Here is a 21,122-nt window from a genome sequence, read left to right on the forward strand (position 1 = left end):
CCCGGAATGTTGACGTTGTCCGCTTGTTCGACCTTTCGGCGCGCCGCGTCAATGCAAAGACCGTCAGCCCTCGCGGAAGGCATGCTGGACCTGATCGACGATCGGCTTGACCAGATAGGACATGATCGTGCGCGACTGCGTCTGGATGAACACCTCGACCGGCATGCCGGGGCGAAGCACCGACCCCTCGATCCGGGCCATCTGGTCCGCGTCGACCGCCAGCCGCGCCAGGAAGTAGGTCGCGCCCGTCGCCTCGTCGGTGCTGGCATCCGGCGACACGTCGATGACGCTGGCGTTGACCTGCGGCGTCACGCGCTGGTCCAACCCGGAGAAGCGCAGCCGCGCCACCTGGCCCCGATGCACCTGGTCCACGTCCTGCGGTGGCAGCCGGGTTTCGACCACCAGGCGGTCGCCCTGCGCGATCAGCGTCACAAGCCGCTCGCCCGGAGACACCACCTGCCCACGCGTGTGGACCGCCAGCTCGTGCAGACCGCCGGCAATCGGCGCACGGACGGCCAGCCGGTCCTGCCGGTCAAGCGCCGCGATCCGTTCCTGCTGCAACCGGGCCAGTTCGGCACGGACTTCGTCAAGGCGGGTCAGGACCTCTTCCCGGAACACCTCGTCGATCTGGGCGTGCTGCAGCTCGCGCGTCAGGATCTCGTCCCCGGTTTCGGCCAGCTGCGCATCCAGCGACGCGATCTGCGCATCAAGGTCGGCCCGTTCGCGCTTGGCCGCCCGAAGATCACCGTCCGAGACGAGGCCGCGGTCCGACAGGTACTGCTTGTCGGCCAGGTCCTCGTCCGCCAGGACGACGGCCTGGGTGGTGGCGTCACGCTGCGCCTCCAGCGCGCCGATCTTGCTGCGCAGCTGTGCGATCTGTGCGGTCAGTTGGGCACGCTGCCCGGCGCGGGCGGCCAGGCGGGCGGCCATCAGGTCGCGCTGGCCCTTGACCAGGGCCCGCAGGCGCGGGCTTTCCGCAGCCAGCAGCGCCTCGGGGAAGTCGATCTCGGTTTCCTCCAGAAGTTCCGCTTCAAGCCGGAGCCGCTCGGCCTCGAGCGTCGAGATCTGGTCGTTCACGATCTCCAGGTTCGCCTCGACGACGGTGGGGTCCAGGCGGAACAGGATCTGACCCGCCTCGACCGTCTGCCCTTCCTCGACCAGGATCTCTCGGATGGTGCCGCCGTCCAGGTGCTGCACGTTCTTCGGCCGGCCTTCGACGATCAGCTTGCCGTGGCCGACGACCGCCCCGTTGATCTCGGTCACGGCGGCAACGCTGCCGGTTCCCCCGACCAGGATGATCGAGATCGCGAAGGCGCCCAGGATCTGCCGGCGCAGGGACCGGGTGATCGACCGGTCGATCTGTTCATACCGCATCGAGCTGTCTCCTTTGTGCGGGCACCCGGTTGGCGGGCACGACCTTGCGCAACACCTCGTCCCGGTCGCCGAACTGCACCTGCGTGCCGTTCTGGATCATCAGCGTCTTGTTGACGGCGGCCAGCGCGGCCGGGCGGTGCGCGATCACGATGACGATGCCGCCCCGCGCCCTGACCGCCTTGAGCGCGTCGGTCAGCGCGCGTTCGCCAAGCGTGTCGAGGTTCGAGTTCGGCTCGTCCAGGACCAGCAGGAACGGGTTGCCGTAAAGGGCCCGCGCCAGGCCGAGACGCTGGCGCTGACCACCGGACAGGAAATTGCCGCTGTCGCCGATCTGCGTCTGATAGCCGTCGGGCAGGCCGGCAATCATGTGGTGGATGCCGGCGGCATTGGCGGCCTGCAGGATCTGGTCGATGTCGGGCTCCGAGGAGAAGCGGCAGATGTTCTCGGCCACCGTCCCGTCGAACAGCTCGACGTCCTGGGGAAGATAGCCGATGAAGCGGCCGCGTTCCCCGTCGCTCCACTGGTCCAATGTGGCGCCGTCCAGGCGGATCGACCCCGCCATCGACGGCCAGACGCCGACAAGGGCGCGCGCCAGGCTGGACTTGCCCGACCCCGATGCGCCGACGACCCCCAGCCCGTCGCCGGCCTTCAGCTCGAACGCGACGTTCTGCAGGAACGGCGCCTGTGATCCCGGCGCGGCGGTCGCCAGCCCCTCGACCCGCAGATCGACGGTGGGGGCCGGAAGCCCGGCGGTCGCGGCGGACTGGGCGCAGGCCTGCAGCGCCTGGTCCAGACGCACCGTCGCCTGGCGAGAGGCGACAAAGGCGGGCCACTGCGACACGGCCTGCTCGATCGGGGCCAAGGCGCGGGCCATGATGATCGATGATGCGATCATGACGCCGGGCGAGACCTCCTGATAGATCACGAGGTAGGCGCCGAGGCCCAGCATGGCCGATTGCAGCATCAGACGCAGCGTCTTGATGATCGATGAGAAGAGGTTGCCGTGATCCGACACCGCCTGCTGGCGCAGGTAGTGCCGCTCGACCGCTGCGGAATAGCGCGTGCCGAGGCTGTCCCCCATGCCCATGGCGTTGATGGCCTCGGCATTGCGGCGGGCGGTCGACATCAGCGCCGACTGCAGCCCGCTGCTTTCGGACAGCTGCTTGGACGGCGTGCGGGACAGGATCTCGTTCAGGACCACGAGCACGAAGATGGCGGCCCCGCCCGCCACGGCCAGGATGCCCATCCAGGGATGGAACAGGAAGATGATCAGGAAATAGAACGGCATGAACGGCAGGTCGCAGATCGCCGCCGGCCCCGGCGAGCCGAGGAAGCGGCGGATCGCGTCCAGGTCGCGCGACGGGCTGACGCCCGCAGCGGCCCGGCCGATCAGGATCGGCATGCGCAGGTTGACGCTGAAGGTCGGACCCGACAGGCGCGCATAGACGCCCATCGCGATCCGGTTGAGCGCCCGCAGCCGCAGGATGTCCAGCATGCCGCTGACCAGGTAGAGCAGGATCGCGATCCCCGCCAGCGCCAGCAGCGTCGGCACGCTGTTGCTGGCCAGCACCCGGTCATAGACCTGCAGCATGAAGATGGGGCCGGTCAGCATCAGCAGGTTCAGCACCGCGCTGATGGCGAAGATCGCCACGAAGGCAAGGCGAAAGGCGCTGATGCTGCGCCTGACGGTCGGGGGCTTTGGGTTCTTCACGGCAGCTGTTCCTTGAAAGATGATGGCCGCGCCGTTCCGGGCGCGGCCGTCCTGGTCAGGCGATCAGGTCGTGATCGAAGACATGGCCGAACGGTGCATGGGTTTCGTTCACCGCATCTTCCGGCAGCAGGTCGAACGGTTGCTGGACCTCGGCTTCCAAGGGCTCGGCCAGGATGGCCTGCCGGCTGTCGCCGGAGATGGCCGCCAGGGCCGCAACCGCCGCAGGGGTCAGGTTGATCGCCGCAAGGTCCATCGACCCGCCCGAGAAGGCGACCCGCATGACCTGCACGCCCGCCTCCAGCTGAACGGTCGCGCTGTCGGTTTCCGCGAACGTGGTCCAGCCGCCGGTCGGATCGACCGTCACCGCACCCGTGCTTTCGTAGGGCACGCCGCCCTTGCGGAAGCTGGCTTCGATGGACCGCGCCCCGGTCGCCCCGAAGGCCGACAGGAAGTTGACGTCGTAGAGCCCGTCCTCGGCCACGTCGATGGTGTATTCCAGCCATTCGCCGTTCTGGATCCAGCCGATATGGCCGGCCCCGGTCTGTTCGACGTCGCTGCCGGCGCGGCCGCCGTTGGTGCCCCCCTGCAGGCCCGCCTGGTCGTTATAGGCCACGCCCTGCCCGCCGTCGTCATAGTCGGACGCGTCGATGGCGATGGCATCGTCGGCAACGACGAAGGGCGTGCCGTCGAAGGGTGTCTGGCCAGGCTCGGCGACGTTCGTCGAATACTCGTGGATGGTCACGGCATTCAGCGGGGCGTTGTCGATATCGGCATCCATGTTGATGCTGATCTGGCCGTTGGTCACCGTCACGACCACCTGGACCGAAATCGGCTCGTCACCGCCCGCCTCGGCAAAGGGATCGAGGTTGTTGATCACCTGCTGCCCGTTCACATAGGCGTCGAACTGGCGTTTTCCGGCCGAGTTCCAGTAGGTCTCCTGCGTCCAGAGCGTCACCAGGTAGGTGCCGTTGTCGACCGCGATATTGGCCGTCCAGTTTGCCCCGTCCTCGTAGGTGGTGAAGGCGGAACCAGGTGTCGCGCCGGCACCGTTGAGGTTCGAGGGTGCATCGACCCCCGCGCCCGGATTGATCTGGCCCGTCAGCGTCACACGGCTGTCGGACTGACCGACCAGCGGCACGCCCAGGACCGGGTCCATGGCAATCGCCCCGCCGCCGAAGTTGACGCCCAGCACGAACGCCCCCTGGCCACCGGGGCCCGGATCGACGACCGTGTCGGGGTCGAAGAAGTCGACCACGCTGTCGCCGTCCAGGTCCAGCTGAAGGGCATCGTTGACCCCGTCCCCATCCGCATCATCGGCATCGGTCAGCTGGTAGGGCTTGACGTTCTTGATGATGAACATGTGGTCGTTGTAGTCGTAGTTCCCCGCCCCCGGATAATCCTGGATGGCGATATAGGTCCCGTCGATCACGTTGCCGTCGCCGTCCAGCGCCTGGAAGAAGCGCACCAGGTGGCCCTGGTTCTCACCCACCAGCTGCCCGAAGTCGGGGTCGATCCGGTTCGCCTCGGGGTCGGTCCAGGACGCATAGGTCGGGCGCCCGTCGACCGCGATGAACAACCCGAAGGGATCATCGCCGGTGATCGTGGCCCGCGCCGTGCCGCCGGAATTCGCGGCACCTGCGACGTGGCCGTCTGGCAGCACCGTCTGCGCCTGCAGGTCGTCCTGGGCAAACAGCTCGGTCGTGTCGGCAGACTGCAACCCGTGCATCGAGAGCCGCGCGACGTTGCCGTATTGCAGGAATGCCGCCAGCTGGATGACCTGCACGCCCTGGCTGGGATCCAGCGCCTGCATGTAGGGCATCAGCACCTCGTCGCCGACCGTTTCCACCTGGCCGCCATTGGCCAGCTGGCTTTCGGCCATGTCGGTCGAATAGCCGAAGGCTTCGACGACCTGACTGACGGTCGGCTCGGACCCGCGCTCCGAGAATTCCTGCGCGATACCGGCCAGCTGTACGACGATCTGCGGCTTCGCCAGGTCGTCCGAGGTGACGGTCAGCGTCGACTTGTGGATCTCGGCCCCCGCCGACGTGCCCGCATGGGTGCCGATGAAGCGCACGGTCACCTGCGCGCTGCCGCCCGCCGGGATGGTGTCGGGGATGGTGCCGACGATCTGGAAGTTCGACGGATCACCGACCACGATGCTGGAGATGTCGACGGCCGCAAAGCCATCGTTCGTCAGCGTCACCACGGCCTCGTTGCGGAACTGCTGCTGGGCCGTGGCGGGTTCGTCGATCGAGGTGAAGACCAGCCGGTCATCGGCCGCCGCATCGTCCAGACCCGACAGTTCCAGGTTCTGGCCGAAGCCCACCGGGGCGACGCCCTCGATGACGAACATGTTGTCGTTATAGTCGTAGTTGATGCCGGTATAGTCCATCACGCCCAGGTAGACGTTGGGGATGACGTTGCCGTTGCCGTCCAGCGCCTGGAACATCTTGACGGTGTGGCCCTGCTGGGCCCCCGGCACGACCACGCCGCCGGTCGGGTTCAGGCGCGGGTCCGTGGACAGTCCCGCGACTTCGATCCCGAAGACGCCGTTGCCCACCCAGCCCGCGGGGATGGTGCCGGCCTCGATCACGCGGCTGGCGAAGGTCGTGTCGTTGCCCCAGTTCGGCAGCAGACGCTGGTTGTCGGTTCCCTGGTGATCCCACAGCGTCGAATCCTGCCCCTTGTTGCCGGGGTTGTGGATGCCGATCGTGGCACCGCCCGGGCCGTGGAAGGCCGCGATATGGGTGATCCGGGCCTGGGTCACGCCGTCGGCCAGCTTCCAGTAGGGCGACAGCACCTCGGTCTCGTCGGTCTTGGCGAAGACGTCGTTGGTGCTCAGCGTGCTGTTCTCGCCGCCGCCGTTGAAGGTCAGTCCCTCGATGCGGTTGCCGAAACCGAAGATCCGCCAGACCTCGTTGACGTTGGGTTCCTGCCCGCCCTCGGGACGCGCCTGCCAGAAGCCCGCCAGATCGATGTCGGTGATCGGGTCGTCGGCATCGTTGGTCTGCAGCCGCAGCCGTCCCTCGAACACGGTCGAGGTGCCGTCGATATTGCTGGTCGGCGGGCTATAGGCCGACCGGTCGAAGGTCACCGTCACGTCCAGGAAGCTGCCCGGCGCGATGCTGACCCCGGCCAGCGAGGCGGGCTGGGTGATCTGGAACGGCCCCGTCAGGCCCGCCTCCTCGATGCTGAGCGGCTCGGTTCCGGTGTTGCTGATGCGGATCGTGCCGGCGTCCTTGTAGTCGCGGGTCACGCCGTCCTGCACCGGGTTTTCGAGGTACGAGAAGTGCAGGCGGTCGTCGAAGAAGGCCGGGTCGAGGCTGGCCACCGCAATGCTGGCGTTCGGGTTCCCGCCCGAGGGCGAAATGTCCAGATAGTCGATCTGGCTGGCCCCCGGCGCGTCCGAGACCACCCGGATCTCGTAGGTGGTGCCGGCTTCCAGGCTGGCGAAGACCGATTCCTCTCCGGCCACGCCGGCGCCGGGGAACGCCGTCTCGTCCAGCTCCACGCCGTTGAGGAACCAGGTCAGGCCCTGGCCGTTCGGCGCGCCCATGTTGGCGGCCGCATCCAGGCGATAGACGCCGTCCTCGGCCACGGTGAAGTAGAACACCACCTCGCTGCCGGTGCGGATGTCGGCAGACCCGTCATTCGCCTCCAGCTCGATCCGGCCCGACCCGTCGATTTCGGCGGGCACCGGCTCGAACGCCTCCAGCGGTTCCTGCGTCACGCGCAGGTAATCCACGTTCGGACCGTTTCCGGCAGGCGCCGTGACGCTGATCGTGTTGGCCCCCCCGACCAGGTCGACCAAGGCCGATTGCGGGCCCCAGATCGTCTCGCCCGTGTCCGAGTTCGGAACGAAGGCCAGGGTGTCGACGACGGCGCCGTTCACCGTCAGCACCATCGGCCGCGCCGTCTTGGTCGAGGCCAACGCATAGAGGATGTCGAGGGCATAGCTCCCGCCCTCGGACACGTTGACCGTCCAGGTCAGCGTCTGGTTCGCGGTGCCGTTGAAGTCGACAAAGCCGCCCGACTGGTTCCGGTCCTCGTTGACCACGGCCGCGCCGCCGGTGTCGGCATTCTCGGCCTCGTAGACGACGTAGGTGACGCCATCCACGACCTCTGTTCCGTCACCACCCGGTTCCTCGTCCTGATTGGACACCAGAACCTCGAACTGGTCGATGTTCGGCCCGATGTTGTTCACGGCGCGCAGCGTCACCGTGTTCGTGCCGGCGACCAGGGCGGCGGGGATGGTGACGACCTGCCAGTTGCTCCATCCCGCGTCGCCAGTGCCGGTCGGGGGGAAGGGCGTGACGGTCACGATGCTGCCGTTGACCTCGACCTGCAGCGGCCGGTCGCCCGCGCCGCCGTTGACATAGCGGAACTGCAGCTGGGCCTGCCCCGCATTGCCTGCGGGAACGTCGAAGGTGAAGGTCATGAAGTCGGCATTGGTCGACCCGAAGTCCGCATAGCCGCCAGGAACGCCGTCGCTGCTGTCGGTGTTGCCGTCCAATCCGAAGGCGCCGGGGCGCAGGCTGAACGGGAAGGCGGCGGCGCCGGTATCGGCGCTGTCGATGTCGCGGATCGCGATCTGGGCATCGGGCGACGTGGGCAGCGTCACTGCCGTGTCATCCTCGGCCTGGATGGTGATCAGCGAGACGAAGTCGGGCTGCTCGGGCTCGTCGCCGGGCACGAAGGTCGTGCTGGCGGTGGCCGTGTTCAGCGCGTCGTCCGTCACCTCGATCGTTGCCACAACATCGCCCGACAGCGCGCCGAGATCGATGGTGAAGCGGTCGTTCGCATCCAGCGTGACGGTCGTTTCCGGGCCGCCGTTGAAGGACACGCGGATCGCGGTGATGTCGTCGTCAAGCCCGTTGACCTGGAAGACCGCCGCCGCCGGATCGCTGACGTCGAAGGCCGCCAGCGCCAGGTTGCCATCCGCATCTGCGCTGATGTCCTGGGTGATGCCGCCCGGTGCGGGCGTCAGCAGGATCAGCTGGCTGGCACCCGTGCCCCGGTTCAGCGTCATCAGGTACAGCTGACCGGTCAGCGGGTTCTCGATGATGTCCAGCGGGTCGATATAGTCGTCGATGACGGACCCGTCGGGACGGCGCAGGACGTCGTCGCCGATGATCTCGCCCGCCTCGTTGACCAGGATCGCCCGGACGTTGTCGCCGGTCGAGAACTGCGCGAACAGGATGGCGCCTTTGAGGTTCGACCCGAAGGCGTTGCCGGTGTATTCGGTCGCACCGTTCGGCGACCGGTTGTAGCCGAGGTTGTAGACCCCATCGAGGTCGTAGTTCGCATCCGGCTGCACGCCGACCTGATAGCCATCGGTGCTGGAGTTGCCGTCGTTGCCGCCGACGACCTCGTTGGGGTCCAGACCGCTGGTCGGGTTGCCGCCGTTCAGGATGTATTCGTCACGCAGCGCGTTGGGGTGACCGTAGTAGCCGCCTTCCTCGACCGTGAAGAAATAGTCGTACTGCTTTGGCGAATTGTCGATCGTCTCGTCATAGGGCTGGGTCGGGTCGGCAGGCGTCTTGCCGCCGGCCGCGGTCCCGTTCGTCGGCACATAAAGTTGCCCGTTCGAGTGCCAGACCAGGTCATAGGCGTTGCGCACGCCCGTGGCGAAGATCTTGATGGGCGCATCTTCGGCAAAGGGATTGTAGCTGCCGGGGTAGGTGCCGTCCTCGTTGAACTCGGACGCCGGGAAGGTCTTCGTCGGGTTGTCCGCCAGGCTGATCGGCTCTGTCCGGACATCGAAGCCGCCCGGAGGCGCCTCCTTGCTGACATCGACCTCCAGAATGGCCGCGTTGAGCAGGCGCTCGGGGCGGTTGCCCCAGGCATTGTCAGCCTGACCGGCGGCCGTGTTCGACCCCTGCGTCAGATAGAGCAGGTATTCCGGCTCTCCCTCGGCGCCGAAGGCCGGATTGGGCCGGAATTCCAGGCTGTTGGTCAGGTGGTCACCACCGGACCGCGGGAAGCCGAAGGCGAAGGTTTCCGCCTGGACATCCTCGAAGGAGCCGCTCTCGCCCAAGGTGATCTTGCTGATCCGACCCGAGAATTCGGGAGTTTCGAAGGCCTTGGATTCCCGCGGGATCGGCGCGTTGTCGGTGATGTAGATCGTGTTCGGATCGTTCGGATCGAACACCATCCCGACGATGCCGCGACGCTCGCCACCGCCGGCATCCAGATAATCAAGCGACAGGGTTTCGTGCGAATTGCGGTCGAGCGAGCCGTCGTTGTTGACGGTCCAGCGGTGGATCTCTCCGGTGATCGTCGCAACATAGAGCTTCCCGTCCGGGCCGAACTCGACGCCGGTGAAGCCGCCCGCCCCGTCGGCAAAGCCATTGAGCAGCACCGTCGTGTCGAAGGCCACCTCGCGCGGGACGTCGACGGGCGCAAGGCCGGTGACGAAGGTGGTGGTCAGGTCCTGCATCTGCCGCAGCGGAGCATCCGCATCGGTGACGCTGCCCAGGTCCAGGACGTCCTGGACCTTCAACGTGTAGCTGGTGTTTTCCTTGAGGTTCCCCAGCGGGCGGATCGTCATGGAGTCGGCGCCGCCGCTGATCTGGACGTCGATGGCGACCTCGACCCCGGTCAGGGTCTCGACCAGCTTGACGTTGTCGACATACGAGATGTTCGGGCCACGGTTCCCCGGCGCCTGAAGGTTGACGCCCACCACGAAGGACGAAGTCGGATCGATGTCGGTCGGCAGGCTGCCGTCCTCGCCGATAGCAATCGACGTCTGGCCGTCCAGCGAGGCCGCGACCGGCGCCACGAAGAAGGAATAGTCCTGGTCGGCGCTGCGATCGTCGTCGGGGGTCAGGTCGGGAATCTTCTCGATTTCCAGATACTGGATCTCGGTGTTCTGCCCGCCGATCGAGTCGACGGTCAGGCGGCCGTCCGTCACCGTCACGATCCCCGTCACCAGCGTCGAGCGGAAGCCCTCGCCGTCGGTCGAGCCGTCGACCGGGTTCGCCGGCACCCACGTCGGCATGAAGCTTTGCCCTTCGACATTGATCACGTAGGTGCTGTCGAACGCCCCTGCCGTGTCCCCCACGGACATGGTGACCTGGTAGGTTCCGTCTTCGAGCGCCATTTCCCAGGCCCGTGCACCGGTCGACCCGGCACCGGGGAACTCGAAATGGGCATAGGTCTTCTGCAGGTCGCTCGCCCCGTCCACGGTGCCCTTGTACCAATGGGCGTTGGCAGGCTGCGCCGCCGGCGTCGTTCCGTTCGCGGTGCCGTCAGCGACGCTGCCTTCGGTGACCCAGCCGAAGCTGAGGCCGTTGCCGCGATCGCCGAAGGCGGCACCGGTATCGGCCACATAGCCGTCCGGCGTCTGGAAACCGGCCGGAAGGCCGCTGGTGGTCTGGCCGGCAGGCGGCTGGAAGTTGATCTTCACCACCTCCTCGAACGTCGCCTGTTCGCGCACCTCGTCCCCGTCGCGGCTCAGCGTGACGTTGTCGATGTTGGGACCGGCCGTCGTCAGGTTGGTGAAGCTGATCTGGTTAGGACCCGCGGCCAGAGTAACGTCCAGCGTGACCTCGGCCCAGACGTTCCAGTCAAGACCCGTACCCGTTGTGCCCCCGCTGTTGGGGAACGACACCGTCTGTTCGGCGCCGTTGATCGACAGGCTCAGCGGGCGGTCGGCGGTCGAGCCGTTGGCATACCGGATCGTCAGCTGATAGACACCGGCGCCGGGCGCGTCGATCGAGAAGCCGGCGCTGTCGCCGACCTCGCCGCCCATGTCCAGGTAGCCGTCGCCTTCATGACCTTGGCGAAGGCCGTCGGCGTCGAATTCCAGGCCGGGGCCGCTATTGCCGGCGTTCGCACCGGCCTCGGGATTTTCGGGCGTGCGGGCGACCGTGTCGGGCGTCGGCTCGGGATCGGTGATCGTGAAGGACTCACCCTCGATCGTGGCCGAGAAGGGCGGCACCACCACGTCGCCATCCTGATATTCGAAGAGCAGCTGGTCGATGTTCGGTCCCGAGGTGGCGCCGGCCGGGATCTCCAGCCGGATCTGATTGGTCCCCTCGGCCAGTTGCAGTTCGACCGTCTCGACCACCCAGCTTTCCCAGCCGTTCGGCTGGCCGTTCACGTTGACGACGGGACCGGGTGCGAAGTCGAGCGAGCCGGAGTCGGTGCCATTCACGGACAGGTCCAGCGGCCGGTTCGTCGCGCCGCCGTTGGCATAGCGGATCGACACGAGGTAGGTGCCCGCCGTCGGCGCATCGACCGTGATCGTGATCGCGTCGCCGGCATTGGCGCCGAAGTCGACATAGGCGTCACCGACGGCCCCGGCGCGATAGTTGCCGAAGGCGTCCGGATTGTCGGGATCGACGACCCGCGTGAAGCCGCCATCGGTGGGCGCGCCGGTGTCGTCCACCACCACGGCCGATGCGTCCTCGGCCTGGATGAGGATGCCGTCGACGTCAGGCGCGGCAACGGTGATCGGCATCGTCACCTGCGCCTGGTTGCCGACCTCGTCGGTGACGATGAACGTCACCGTGTAGGACCCCGGCTCCAGCGCCGAGCCATCGACGGTGAAGTCGCCATCGGCGTCAGGGAAGACCTCGACCAGCGTCGCGCCTCCGTCGAAGCTGACCTGCGTCTTGACGATGTCGGCGTCGATGCCGGCAAGGTTGAAGTTGATCGACGCGGCTTGCGTCTCGGACAGCTCGCCGTCGGGTCCGCTGATGAACAGCGGCTTCTCGTCGGCATCGGCCGAAATGTCCTCGAACTCGGCGCGCGTGACCTCGATGCTGTCGATGTTCGGACCGGCAGTGATACCGGCGGGGATCGCCAGGCTGAAGCTGTTCGCGCCGGCGTTCAGGGTGACCGGGATGCTGAGCGTGCCCCAGTTGTTGAACCCGCCCGTCGACGTGTTCGTATCGTCGCCGGTCGACGGGAAGACGGTGGTCGTTGCCGCCTCGCCATTCACGGCGATGTCCAGCACGCGGGGCGCACCGGCAGCGCTTTGCGATGCGTACCGGATCTTGATGATGTATTCGCCCGGCTCGGGCACGTTGATGTCGAAGCCAAGCGTGTCGCCGGCGTCGTCGCCATAGTCGATATAGCCGGTGCCGGTGAAGCCAGGGCGCAAGCCGGTGAAGCTGCCCGTTTCAGGGTTGGCCGGGTCGCGCACCACCGTCACCGTTGCATCGCCGTCAGGGGCGGTCGACAGCGAAATCGTCGCGTCCTCGGCCTGAATCGTGAACGGCACGAACTCGGGCGCGGCGCCGACATTGACCGTGAATTCGACCGGTGCGCTGGTCAGGCTGCCGTCGCTTGCGACGATCTGGATCGGATAGTTGCCCTGCGGCATGTCCGCCGCCACCACAAGGGTGCCGCCCTCCAGCGTGATGCCGGCCGGCAGCGGCGATCCGTCCGCCAGCTGCGCGACATAGGTGACCCCGTCGCCTTCGGGATCGGTCGCACCAAGAGCGGTCGCGACGTCGATGCTGACGCCCGCCCCCTGCTCGAGCGCGACGTCCTCGATGGTGGCGCCATCGGCGATGACCGGTGCCTCGTTCACGTCCTCGACCGCGATGTCCAGCGTCGCGGTGGTCGCGTTGCCGCTGGCATCGGTCGCCGTGACCGAGACCTGCACCGTCCCGCCCGCTTCGTGGTCCAACGAGACGCCATCGGCAAGGCGCAGGCTGTCGCCCTCGATGACGAAGCGTGCATCGTCGGTCGAGAAGGTGACCGCGTCGCCGTTCGGGTCCGTCGCATCAAGGGTGCCGATGACGGCACCTGCGGCGTTTTCTGCCACCGTGGCATTGTCCAGCGACGGGGCAGCGGGCGGCAGGTTGCCACCCAGCGTGCGGGTCAGCGTCAGGCTGTCGACCCGCAGCACCTCCATGTCGGCCATGCCCGAAAGCGTCAGAACCGAGTCGGGCCCGATATACACGACCTGGTCGAAGCTCAGCATCTTGCGGTTGCCGATCTGGCCCGCGTCGCCGCGTCCCGTCGATCCGTTGCCGTTGAGCCAGGTGCCTTCGTCGTTGAAGTTCGCGTCGCCGCTGACCGAGACGCCGTCCACGCTGATCGAGAAGGGGGCGTCGCCGTCCGTCTCGTCATAAACCGTGATCGAGATCGTGTAGAATCCCGGAGGAACGTTGCCCAGGGTAGTCGACACCACACCGGCTTCGTTCGTGTTGGTGCGGATCAGCTGGTTGCCAGAGGCCCCGACGGCCGGCGCTGCGAAGAAGCCGGTCGCCTCGTCCAGGCCGGTGAAGTTCTCGGCCTCGATGGTGAAGGTATCTCCGACCTGAGGCGCGTCGATCGCGACCTGGATATCCAGCGTCGTCTGAAGCCCGCCCGGGTCCGTGGCGATGATCTCGACCGCGAAGTTGCCGCCTTCGGTCGGGGTTCCCAGGATCAGTCCCGCTGCGGCATCGAATGTCATGCCTTCGGGCAAGGTGTCGGGGTTGACCGACAGCACCAGGGCATCGCCGTCCGGATCATTGAAGTATTCTGCGAAGTCGCTGATCCGGATGGCCGGAAAGTCCTCGTTGATCGCGCCGAAGAACGGCTCGAGCGCGACGTCTTCGGTGACCGGCGCGTCGTTGACGTTCTGCAGCGTCAGCTGGAAGCTGTCACTGGCCGTGGCGTTTTGTGCCTCGCCATCGTTTGCCGTCACCGTCACCGTGAACGTGCCGGGCAGCTTGGGCAGCGTCCCGGTCATGACCACGCCGTCGAAGGACAGTCCACCGAACTGCGCCGTCACATCCGCACCCGTTGAATCGGTCACGGTGAAGCTGAAGTTCAGATCGGCGCCTTCGGGGTCGAGGAACGGCAGATCGACTTCGATCGGCCCGCCTTCGACCACGCTCATGTCCACGAAGCCGCCGCCGACAACTTCGGGTGCCTGGTTCGTGTCCGGGATCAACCCTTTCTCGATCAGCTGGACGTTTCCGAAGCTGACCGAGCCGAGGCCGTCCGATGCCCGGTCGTCATCGGCCACGAAGACCAGCGAGTCGATCGTCTTGCCGGCATGGGCACTCAAGTCGATCAGGAAGCGCGTGGCGCCGCCCTCGACAGGAGTGCCGGTTCCGACCATGTTCACGAACCGGACCTGGGATTCGGTTCCGTCGAGTTGGTAGATGCTGGCCTGCCGGTCGATCGGGTCCTCGTTCAAATCGAATCCGATGCCGACGAGTTCGGGCATGTTGGCGCCGATCACGATGTCGACGGCGATGACCGTGTTTTCCGTAATCGTATAGCTGCTGCCAAGGAACGCGCGCTTCCAGTGATTGTCGTTCATCTCCAGCGTGCTGCCGCCGTCGGTGACCGTGAAGTTGCGCCCACCGTCCTGTCGCCCCGCATAGCCGACCACATTGTCGAACATGACGTCGAGGGAACTTCCGGCAGGCTCTTCGTCATCACTTTCCACGGTCAACGTGAAGGTGGAGTTGGACGTCAGGCTGCCGTCGGAGGCAGTCACCGCAAGGGTGATCGCCTCGCCCTCTGCGAAGGTCGCACCTGCCGCAACGACGACCTGGTTCCCGGCGACCTGGAAGCGGTCGTCGTTCAACGTGAACGTCACCGGCTTTCCTTCGGGATCGGTCGCGGCAAGAGTTCCGACAACGTCGCCTTCCGACAGGCCGCTCGGCAGCGTCGTGGAGCCGGTGAACACGGGCACCGTCGGCGCGAGATCGACAGGGACGCTGTCGTCGATCAGCTTCACGTTGGTAAAGCTGACTGAGCCGAGACCTCCGACAGTGGGATTGTCGTCATCCGAAGCGAAGACAAGCGAGTCGATCGACTTGCCGGCATGGGCACCCAGATCGATCACATAGCGCACGGCGCCATTTTCCAGCGGCGTGCCGGTCCCCTTCATGTTCACGAACAGCTTGTCCGTGTGTTCGCCGTCGAGAAGGTACAGGTTGCCTTCCCGGTCGTTCATCTGCTCGTCCTGGTCGAACCCGACAAGGATCAGCTCTGGCTTGTTGGCGCCGATCATCACGTCGACCGAAATCTTCGTATCGGCGGTGATCACATAGTCGCTGCTCAGGAAGGCGCGTTTCCAGTGATTGTCATTCAACTGCAGGGTCGCACCGCCGTCGGTGACGGCAAAATCGCTGCCGGCGTCCTGAACGCCCGCATAGGTCACGACGCTCGATGCCGAGAAGGTGACGGGAATCCCGGCTTCCACCGGCTCTTCCGTGGCTTCGACGTCGAGGCTGACCGTGCTGGTGGAGGAGAGCGTACCGTCAGTGGCCGTCAAGGTCAGTTCGACGCTCTCGCCTGCGGCGAAGGACGCGCCCTCGGCGACGATCACCTGCCCGTCCTGCACCATCAGCCGCGCATCGCTGATCGAGACGGTGACGGCAGTTCCCTCGGGGTCGGAGGTGACAACAACCCCGACAACCTCGCCAGATTGTGTATCCTCGGTCAGTGGTGCCGTGAGGGTGAAGACGGGGGCCGCAGGCGCCTCGTTCACATCGGTCACGGCGATCGAGACCATCTGCACGGTGGCGTCACCGGCCCTGTCCGTCGCCGTCACTTCGACTTCATAAGCCGCTTTCGCTTCGAAATCGGCCGGCGCCACAAGCGTCATGGCGCCCGTTCCCGCGTCGATCGCGACGGCTGCCGCATCTGCGCCGCCAGTGATCTCGTAGGTCACCGACTGGCCGTCGGCATCCGTTGCTTTGACGGCCCCGGCGGCAGTTTCGCCTTCAGCCAGGGTGAAGCTGTCGCCGTCGATTTCAGGAGCGAGGAAGCTGTAGGTCTCGCCTTCCGCAACAATCGCGACGCCATCGAAGTTGGGTCCAGCATCGCCCGATTGAAAGAAGGTCAGCTCGTAATTGCCGTCACCATTGATCTGATTCAGCGTGATGTTGAAGTTGAGCGTCTCCCACACTGAAAAGCTGGTGGTGTTCGTATTGGGGACGTCAACAATCACCGTGTCGCCGTGGCGAACCTGAATCGGCCGATTCGTTGCGGCACCGGTGCCGCCGTTGGCCAGTTTGATGACCAAACCGTAATTGCCCGAACCGTCGAGTTCGGATGCCGGTATGGCGATCTTGAACTTCGGTCCGTTCAAGCCTCCAAGATCCAGATAGCCGGTTCCGGAATAACCCAGACGCAGCCCCTCTGGGGTGTATTGAGCAGGATCACCGGCGTTCGCCTCCGGATTGCTTGCGTTACGCAAAACGGTCGTGGCGGTGTCGATGATCTGGAAATCGGTATCCTGGAAGACGATCGGAAGGGCCATTGGTTGCCTCGCTGGCACAGAGATTTAATGACGAGCATGCGGAGAAGATCGATCAAGCCTTGTGGCGCGATCGCTGGAGATGCCGGCTGGGTCGACATCGTCGGCGGGCAGTTCGATCCTGGTCCGGAAATGGCGGGTCGAGGACAGGCCGCTGAGCGGCGTCCGTTCTGGCATCGATTACATGCAACACCGGAACGCGACAGAAACAGCTGTCCGCGACCGCTGGCACGGCAACCCGATGCAGCGGTCGCGGACTTGAAACGGATGAAGGAGAGGCAGCCTTGAAACAGCGCGATCTGCCATTGCTCGATACTTGGGACAAAGGCTGCCGAGGACCTGGCGGCCGACAAAAGCGCAACTTGGTAAAACCGAACATTCAATTGGCTCACTTGCCTTCAACACGAGGCCAGTGTCGGTCGGCGGCACAGTATCGCCTATCGTCAAAGTGATTAGAAACCCGGTCTCAGTTTTCTATTTCGCAACCCAACTTAAACAGGTTGCCTAGTCCCACCAGAACCCTCGGAAGTGCTTCCGCTAACGTCTGCACAAAATACTTCAGTGAATGCACGAATCGGCTGAGGCAGAAATATATACGCAGTAGTTGCGGAATTTAAGAGATTATCTACCGCAGGTTGCGGCAAGGGCGGGTACTTGGATTGCGACCTGCTTTTTTGTACAGCTTATGATAGTACAGGCCCACTTGTTCTTGCCTTCCGTGCAAATGCGGTCACGCTTCTGTTAAGGTTCCCCTGAATTTACGAGAGCCCATGAGCATTTGCATCCGTATCGCTAGCGACAGCGACCTTATCAGAAATTTCTTGCACACGGCTCTCAAGAAACATTTCTGGGACGTGGAAAGTGCTGCCGACCCTGATGATTACCTGAACTCGGAAATGTTTGCGGGGCTGCTGTTTTGGGAAATCTCTGATCCGGAAACCTGCATCACGAAAATCGAATCGCTCGCTGAAGAAGGTCTGGATCTGCACCACTGTCTCTTGATCCTGCGACACAACGACCAGTTCGACGCGCTGCGCAGCCTGGTGGGAAAGGTCGGCGCGATCCTGCCGCCCTCGGTCTCTGCCCTGGACCTCAGGCACTACGCTGGCGCGATGAAGCGTGATGTCTGCATTCTGCCCAGCGCCGTAGTCGAACGGCTCGTCCAGCCTCGTCAGGCGCCGATGCCTGCTCCGTTGGCGTTCGAAAGCTTGACGAAGCGCGAGCGGATGATCCTCAAGCACCTCTCTTCGGGAAGCTGCGACAAGACAATCGCGGCCAAGCTGGAGATCAGCCACAGCACCGTCCGGATTCACATCAGGTCGGTGCTGCGCAAGCTGGGGGTTCAGAACAGGCTTCAGGCGGCGTTGCAGGCGTCCCGCATGTAATCGGTCGACACCGCGTCATTTCACCCGCTGCCAAAGGCCCGCGACACGGCAGATCGTCATGACACACCCGGCCACCTCCAGACGGTCGCCCTTCAGCGTCAGGCGCGCGGCGTAATCCTTCTGCGTCTCGGGGTTCAGGATGCGGCCTTGGCCATAGCGGCCATCCGCCGTCGCCGCGATCCCGCTGAGGATCAGCGCACCCGTCCCGGCACGCATGACCGCGCGACCTGTCGCATCGAAGCTCTGCTCCAGCGTCCCGCAGAGCGTGCTGCCGCAGGGCGCGATCCTGACATGCCCATAGCCGCCGTCGCGCCCCGGCTGCGTCCGCCAGACGCCTGCCAGTGGATCGGCGCCCCAGGCGGGCAGTGCCGTCAGCACCAGGACCGGAAGAAGGATCGCGCATCTCATTCGGCCAGAGTAGCCGCGCGAGGCGAAGGGCGAAAGCCTTCTGGACGACACAATGCGGTTGCAAACGGCTCTCGCCAAAGTTCATCATGTGGACCGAGGCCACGGGAGGGTGGCTGCCGCGTGCCGACCGCACGCATTCGGAAACTGGGGGAAAAACAGCAGATGAGTTTTGCACGTTGGGCAAGCATTGCCCTGGCCACGGCACTGTCCGGAACGTTGGGCCTGGGCGCGGCCTCGGCCGAGACCTTGCGCCTGTCGCACAATGTCGGCGACGGCACCACCTGGCAGAAAGGGGCCGAGAAGTTCGGCGAGCTTCTGGCGGAACGCAGCGGCGGAGAGATCGACGTCCGCGTCTTCCCGAACGCCCAACTGGCCGGCGGCGACCAGATGCGCCAGGCCGACATGGTCGGCCGCGGGGCGCTGGACCTGGTCGTGACCTCGGCCATCAACGTGACGCCGCTGGTGCCGGAAATGGCGGTCTTCTCGCTGCCCTACCTTTACGACAACTATGAACAGGTCGACGCCACCACGGCCGAGGGCGGCCCGGCGGACATGCTGTCCGAGATCCTGCTGGAGAAGGGCATCGTCGTCCTGGCCTGGGGCGAGAACGGGTTCCGTGAGGTCACCAACAACACCCGGCCCATCAAGTCGCCCGAGGACATGAAGGGCCTCAACATGCGCGTTGCGGGGCCGATGTATATCGACGTGATGAACGCGCTCGGTGCCAACCCCCAGCAGATGCAGTGGAGCGAGACGCTGACCGCGCTGCAGCAGGGTGTCGTGGACGGTCAGGAAAACCCGATCGGCGCGGTGATCATCCCGCAGCAGGTCTACGAGATGCAGAAGCACCTGACGACCTGGCACTATTCCTACGACCCGATCTTCCTCGGGATCTCGAAGCAGAAATGGGACAGCTACGACGCCGAAACCCAGACCATGCTGCGCGAGGCCGCCGCCGAGGCGATGACCTGGCAGCGCCAGATCACACGCGAGGGCACGGCCGAGGGCATCGGCTTCCTGCGCGACCACGGGATGGAGGTCTATGAGCCGACGCCTGAGGAACTGACCGCCTTCCGCGAGGCGACACAGCCCGCCTTCGACCAGTGGGCGGAACGCGTCGGCCCCGAGATCGTGGGCGCCTTCCAGACCGCCATCGACGGCGCCAACTGACGGCGCGGGCCCCCTTGGGCCCGCCCCCCGCCCCCCCTGAGGTCATCATGCTTGCCTTCATCCTGCGGGACGCTGAAAAGCTGCTCTGCGCCCTGCTGTTCCTGGTCATGACGGCCGTGGGCTTTGCCAATGTCGTCGTGCGCTACGCCACCAACTACTCGCTCGCCTCCAGCGAGGAGCTGCTGACCAACGGCTTTCTGCTGCTGACCGTATTGGGGGCGGCCATCGCGGCGCGTCATGGACAGCATCTTGCGGTGACGGCGCTGGTCGACGCGCTGCCCCGGGCGCTTCGGGTCCCGGTCTTCCTGCTGTCGGTGGCGCTGTCGGTCCTGCTGCTGGTGCTGTCGGCCTGGTTCGCTTGGCAGGCGCTGCTGACGCTCTATGGGAACGGCCTGAAATCCTATGCGCTTGGCATCCCGGCCTGGTATTATCAGGCGGCGGTGCCGTTCGCTTTCCTGCTGATCGTGCTGCGCTTCCTGCAGCACAGCGCCGAGGAACTGCGCCAGATGCGGGCCGCCCGATGACCGAGATCCTGTCCCAGCCGGGCACGCAGATGATCGTGCTGTTCTTCCTGGCGCTGGCGCTGCGGGTGCCCGTGGCCTTCGCGCTCGGCCTGTCCGCCATCTATGCCATGTGGCGCATGGGCTTTGGCCTCGACCTGGTGGGCGACCTGATCACCGCCGGCATCGCGCGCTATTCGCTGCTGGCGATCCCGTTCTTCATCCTGGCCGGCGCGCTCATGGGCTCGACCGGCATCGCCGAGCGGATGATCCGCTTCTTCCGCGTCCTTGTCGGCGGCTTTCCGGGGGGCATGGGCGTCGTGGGCACGGTCGTCTGCCTCTTCTGGGGGGCGGTCAGCGGGTCCGGCCCGGCCTCGGTCGCGGCCATCGGCCCGATGATCATCAAGGGAATGGAGGAGGACGGGTTCGACCGCGCCCATGCAGCCGGCCTCGTCTGCGCTGGTGCGGCGCTGTCGATCGTCATCCCGCCCTCGATCGGGCTGGTGATCTTCGGCGTCATCGCCGAGGTCTCGATCTCTCAGCTGTTCATCGCCGCGATCCTGCCGGGGCTGTTCGTGGGCCTGACGATGGTCGCGGTCGTGCCGCTGCTGCCGCGCCACGCCGCCACGGGGCCGGGAATGGCCGCGCTGGCCCCGCCGCCTTACGCCGATCTGCCCTATCGCGCCCGCCTGTGGCGCAGCTTCCGCGACAGCTTCTGGGGGCTTCTGACGCCCGTGGTGATCCTGGGCGGCATCTATTCCGGCATGTTCACCCCCACCGAAGCCGCGCTGGTCGCCACCGTCTATGCGCTGTTCGTCGGCGCCCTGATCTATCGCAGCCTGACCTGGGGCATGCTTTACGAGACGCTGGCCGAGGCCGCGGCATCGTCGGCGACGGTCATGCTGATCGTCGCCTACGCCGCGCTCTTCGGCTGGGTCGTAACGGTCGAGGATCTGGTCGGCACCTATTCGACCGGACTCTTGGGCATAAGCGAGAATCCATGGGTGATCCTCCTGGTCATCATGTTGATCCTGCTGGTCGCCGGCATGTTCATGGACGCGATAACCGTGATGTTCATCACCCTGCCGATCATCCTGCCGGTGATGCGGCAACTGGGCTGGGACCCGGTCTGGTTCGGGGTCATCGTGATGATCAACCTGGCCATCGGCCTGATCACTCCGCCGGTCGGAGTCAACCTCTATGTCGCGGCCAACGTGTCGCGCCTGCCGATCGAGAGCGTGGCACGCGGCGCGCTGCCCTTCCTGCTGTCGGGACTTGTAGGGCTGGCGGTGGTCGCGGCCTTTCCCGCCATGTCGCTGTGGCTGGTCGAATGGCTACGCTGAAAGGAGGCG

General features: G+C 65.6%; 8 protein-coding genes. 4 read left to right on the forward strand and 4 right to left on the reverse strand.

Features of this window, described 5'->3' with window-relative positions; all coding sequences use genetic code 11:
- Window positions 1-63: 63 nt before the first annotated feature.
- The 3 genes from OC159_RS15210 to OC159_RS15220 are packed head-to-tail and all read right to left on the reverse strand — an operon-like array spanning window position 64 to window position 16,310.
- Window positions 64-1,374 (reverse strand): HlyD family type I secretion periplasmic adaptor subunit, encoded by a 1,311-nt coding sequence (locus OC159_RS15210; protein ID WP_265502022.1) that lies wholly within the window; start codon window positions 1,372-1,374, stop codon window positions 64-66.
- On the reverse strand, window positions 1,364-3,085 hold the full coding sequence (locus OC159_RS15215; protein ID WP_265502023.1) for a type I secretion system permease/ATPase: 1,722 nt from the start codon (window positions 3,083-3,085) through the stop codon (window positions 1,364-1,366). Before OC159_RS15215 ends, OC159_RS15210 begins: the two co-directional genes overlap by 11 nt.
- 55 nt (window positions 3,086-3,140) lie before the next feature.
- Window positions 3,141-16,310, reverse strand: coding sequence for a carbohydrate-binding protein (locus OC159_RS15220; protein WP_265502024.1), 13,170 nt, complete (start codon window positions 16,308-16,310; stop codon window positions 3,141-3,143).
- A gap of 767 nt (window positions 16,311-17,077) precedes the next feature.
- On the opposite strand from OC159_RS15220, the gene OC159_RS15225 reads away from it, so the two are divergent.
- Window positions 17,078-17,692 (forward strand): helix-turn-helix transcriptional regulator, encoded by a 615-nt coding sequence (locus OC159_RS15225; RefSeq protein ID WP_265502025.1) that lies wholly within the window; start codon window positions 17,078-17,080, stop codon window positions 17,690-17,692.
- Window positions 17,693-17,707: 15 nt separating this feature from the next.
- On the opposite strand, the gene OC159_RS15230 is transcribed toward OC159_RS15225, so the two are convergent.
- Entirely contained in the window at window positions 17,708-18,100 is a 393-nt protein-coding gene (locus OC159_RS15230; RefSeq protein WP_265502026.1) for a DUF2147 domain-containing protein, read from the reverse strand.
- A 162-nt stretch (window positions 18,101-18,262) separates the two neighbouring features.
- On the opposite strand from OC159_RS15230, the gene OC159_RS15235 reads away from it, so the two are divergent.
- Genes OC159_RS15235 through OC159_RS15245 form a run of 3 tightly spaced genes read left to right on the forward strand, consistent with a single transcriptional unit; the run spans window position 18,263 to window position 21,113 of the window.
- Window positions 18,263-19,270 carry a DctP family TRAP transporter solute-binding subunit gene (locus tag OC159_RS15235; protein ID WP_265502027.1) on the forward strand — a complete coding sequence of 336 codons (1,008 nt, stop codon included), beginning with the start codon at window positions 18,263-18,265 and terminating at the stop codon, window positions 19,268-19,270.
- Window positions 19,271-19,317: 47 nt separating this feature from the next.
- Window positions 19,318-19,794, forward strand: a complete 477-nt coding sequence (locus OC159_RS15240; RefSeq protein ID WP_265502028.1) for a TRAP transporter small permease — start codon at window positions 19,318-19,320, stop codon at window positions 19,792-19,794.
- The gene (locus OC159_RS15245) at window positions 19,791-21,113 is read left to right on the forward strand and encodes a TRAP transporter large permease (protein WP_265502029.1); all 1,323 of its coding nucleotides are present in this window, start codon (window positions 19,791-19,793) and stop codon (window positions 21,111-21,113) included. Before OC159_RS15240 ends, OC159_RS15245 begins: the two co-directional genes overlap by 4 nt.
- The last annotated feature ends 9 nt before the right edge of the window (window positions 21,114-21,122 follow it).

It is taken from the genome of Paracoccus beibuensis, from assembly GCF_026162625.1.
Classification (GTDB): domain Bacteria; phylum Pseudomonadota; class Alphaproteobacteria; order Rhodobacterales; family Rhodobacteraceae; genus Paracoccus; species Paracoccus beibuensis.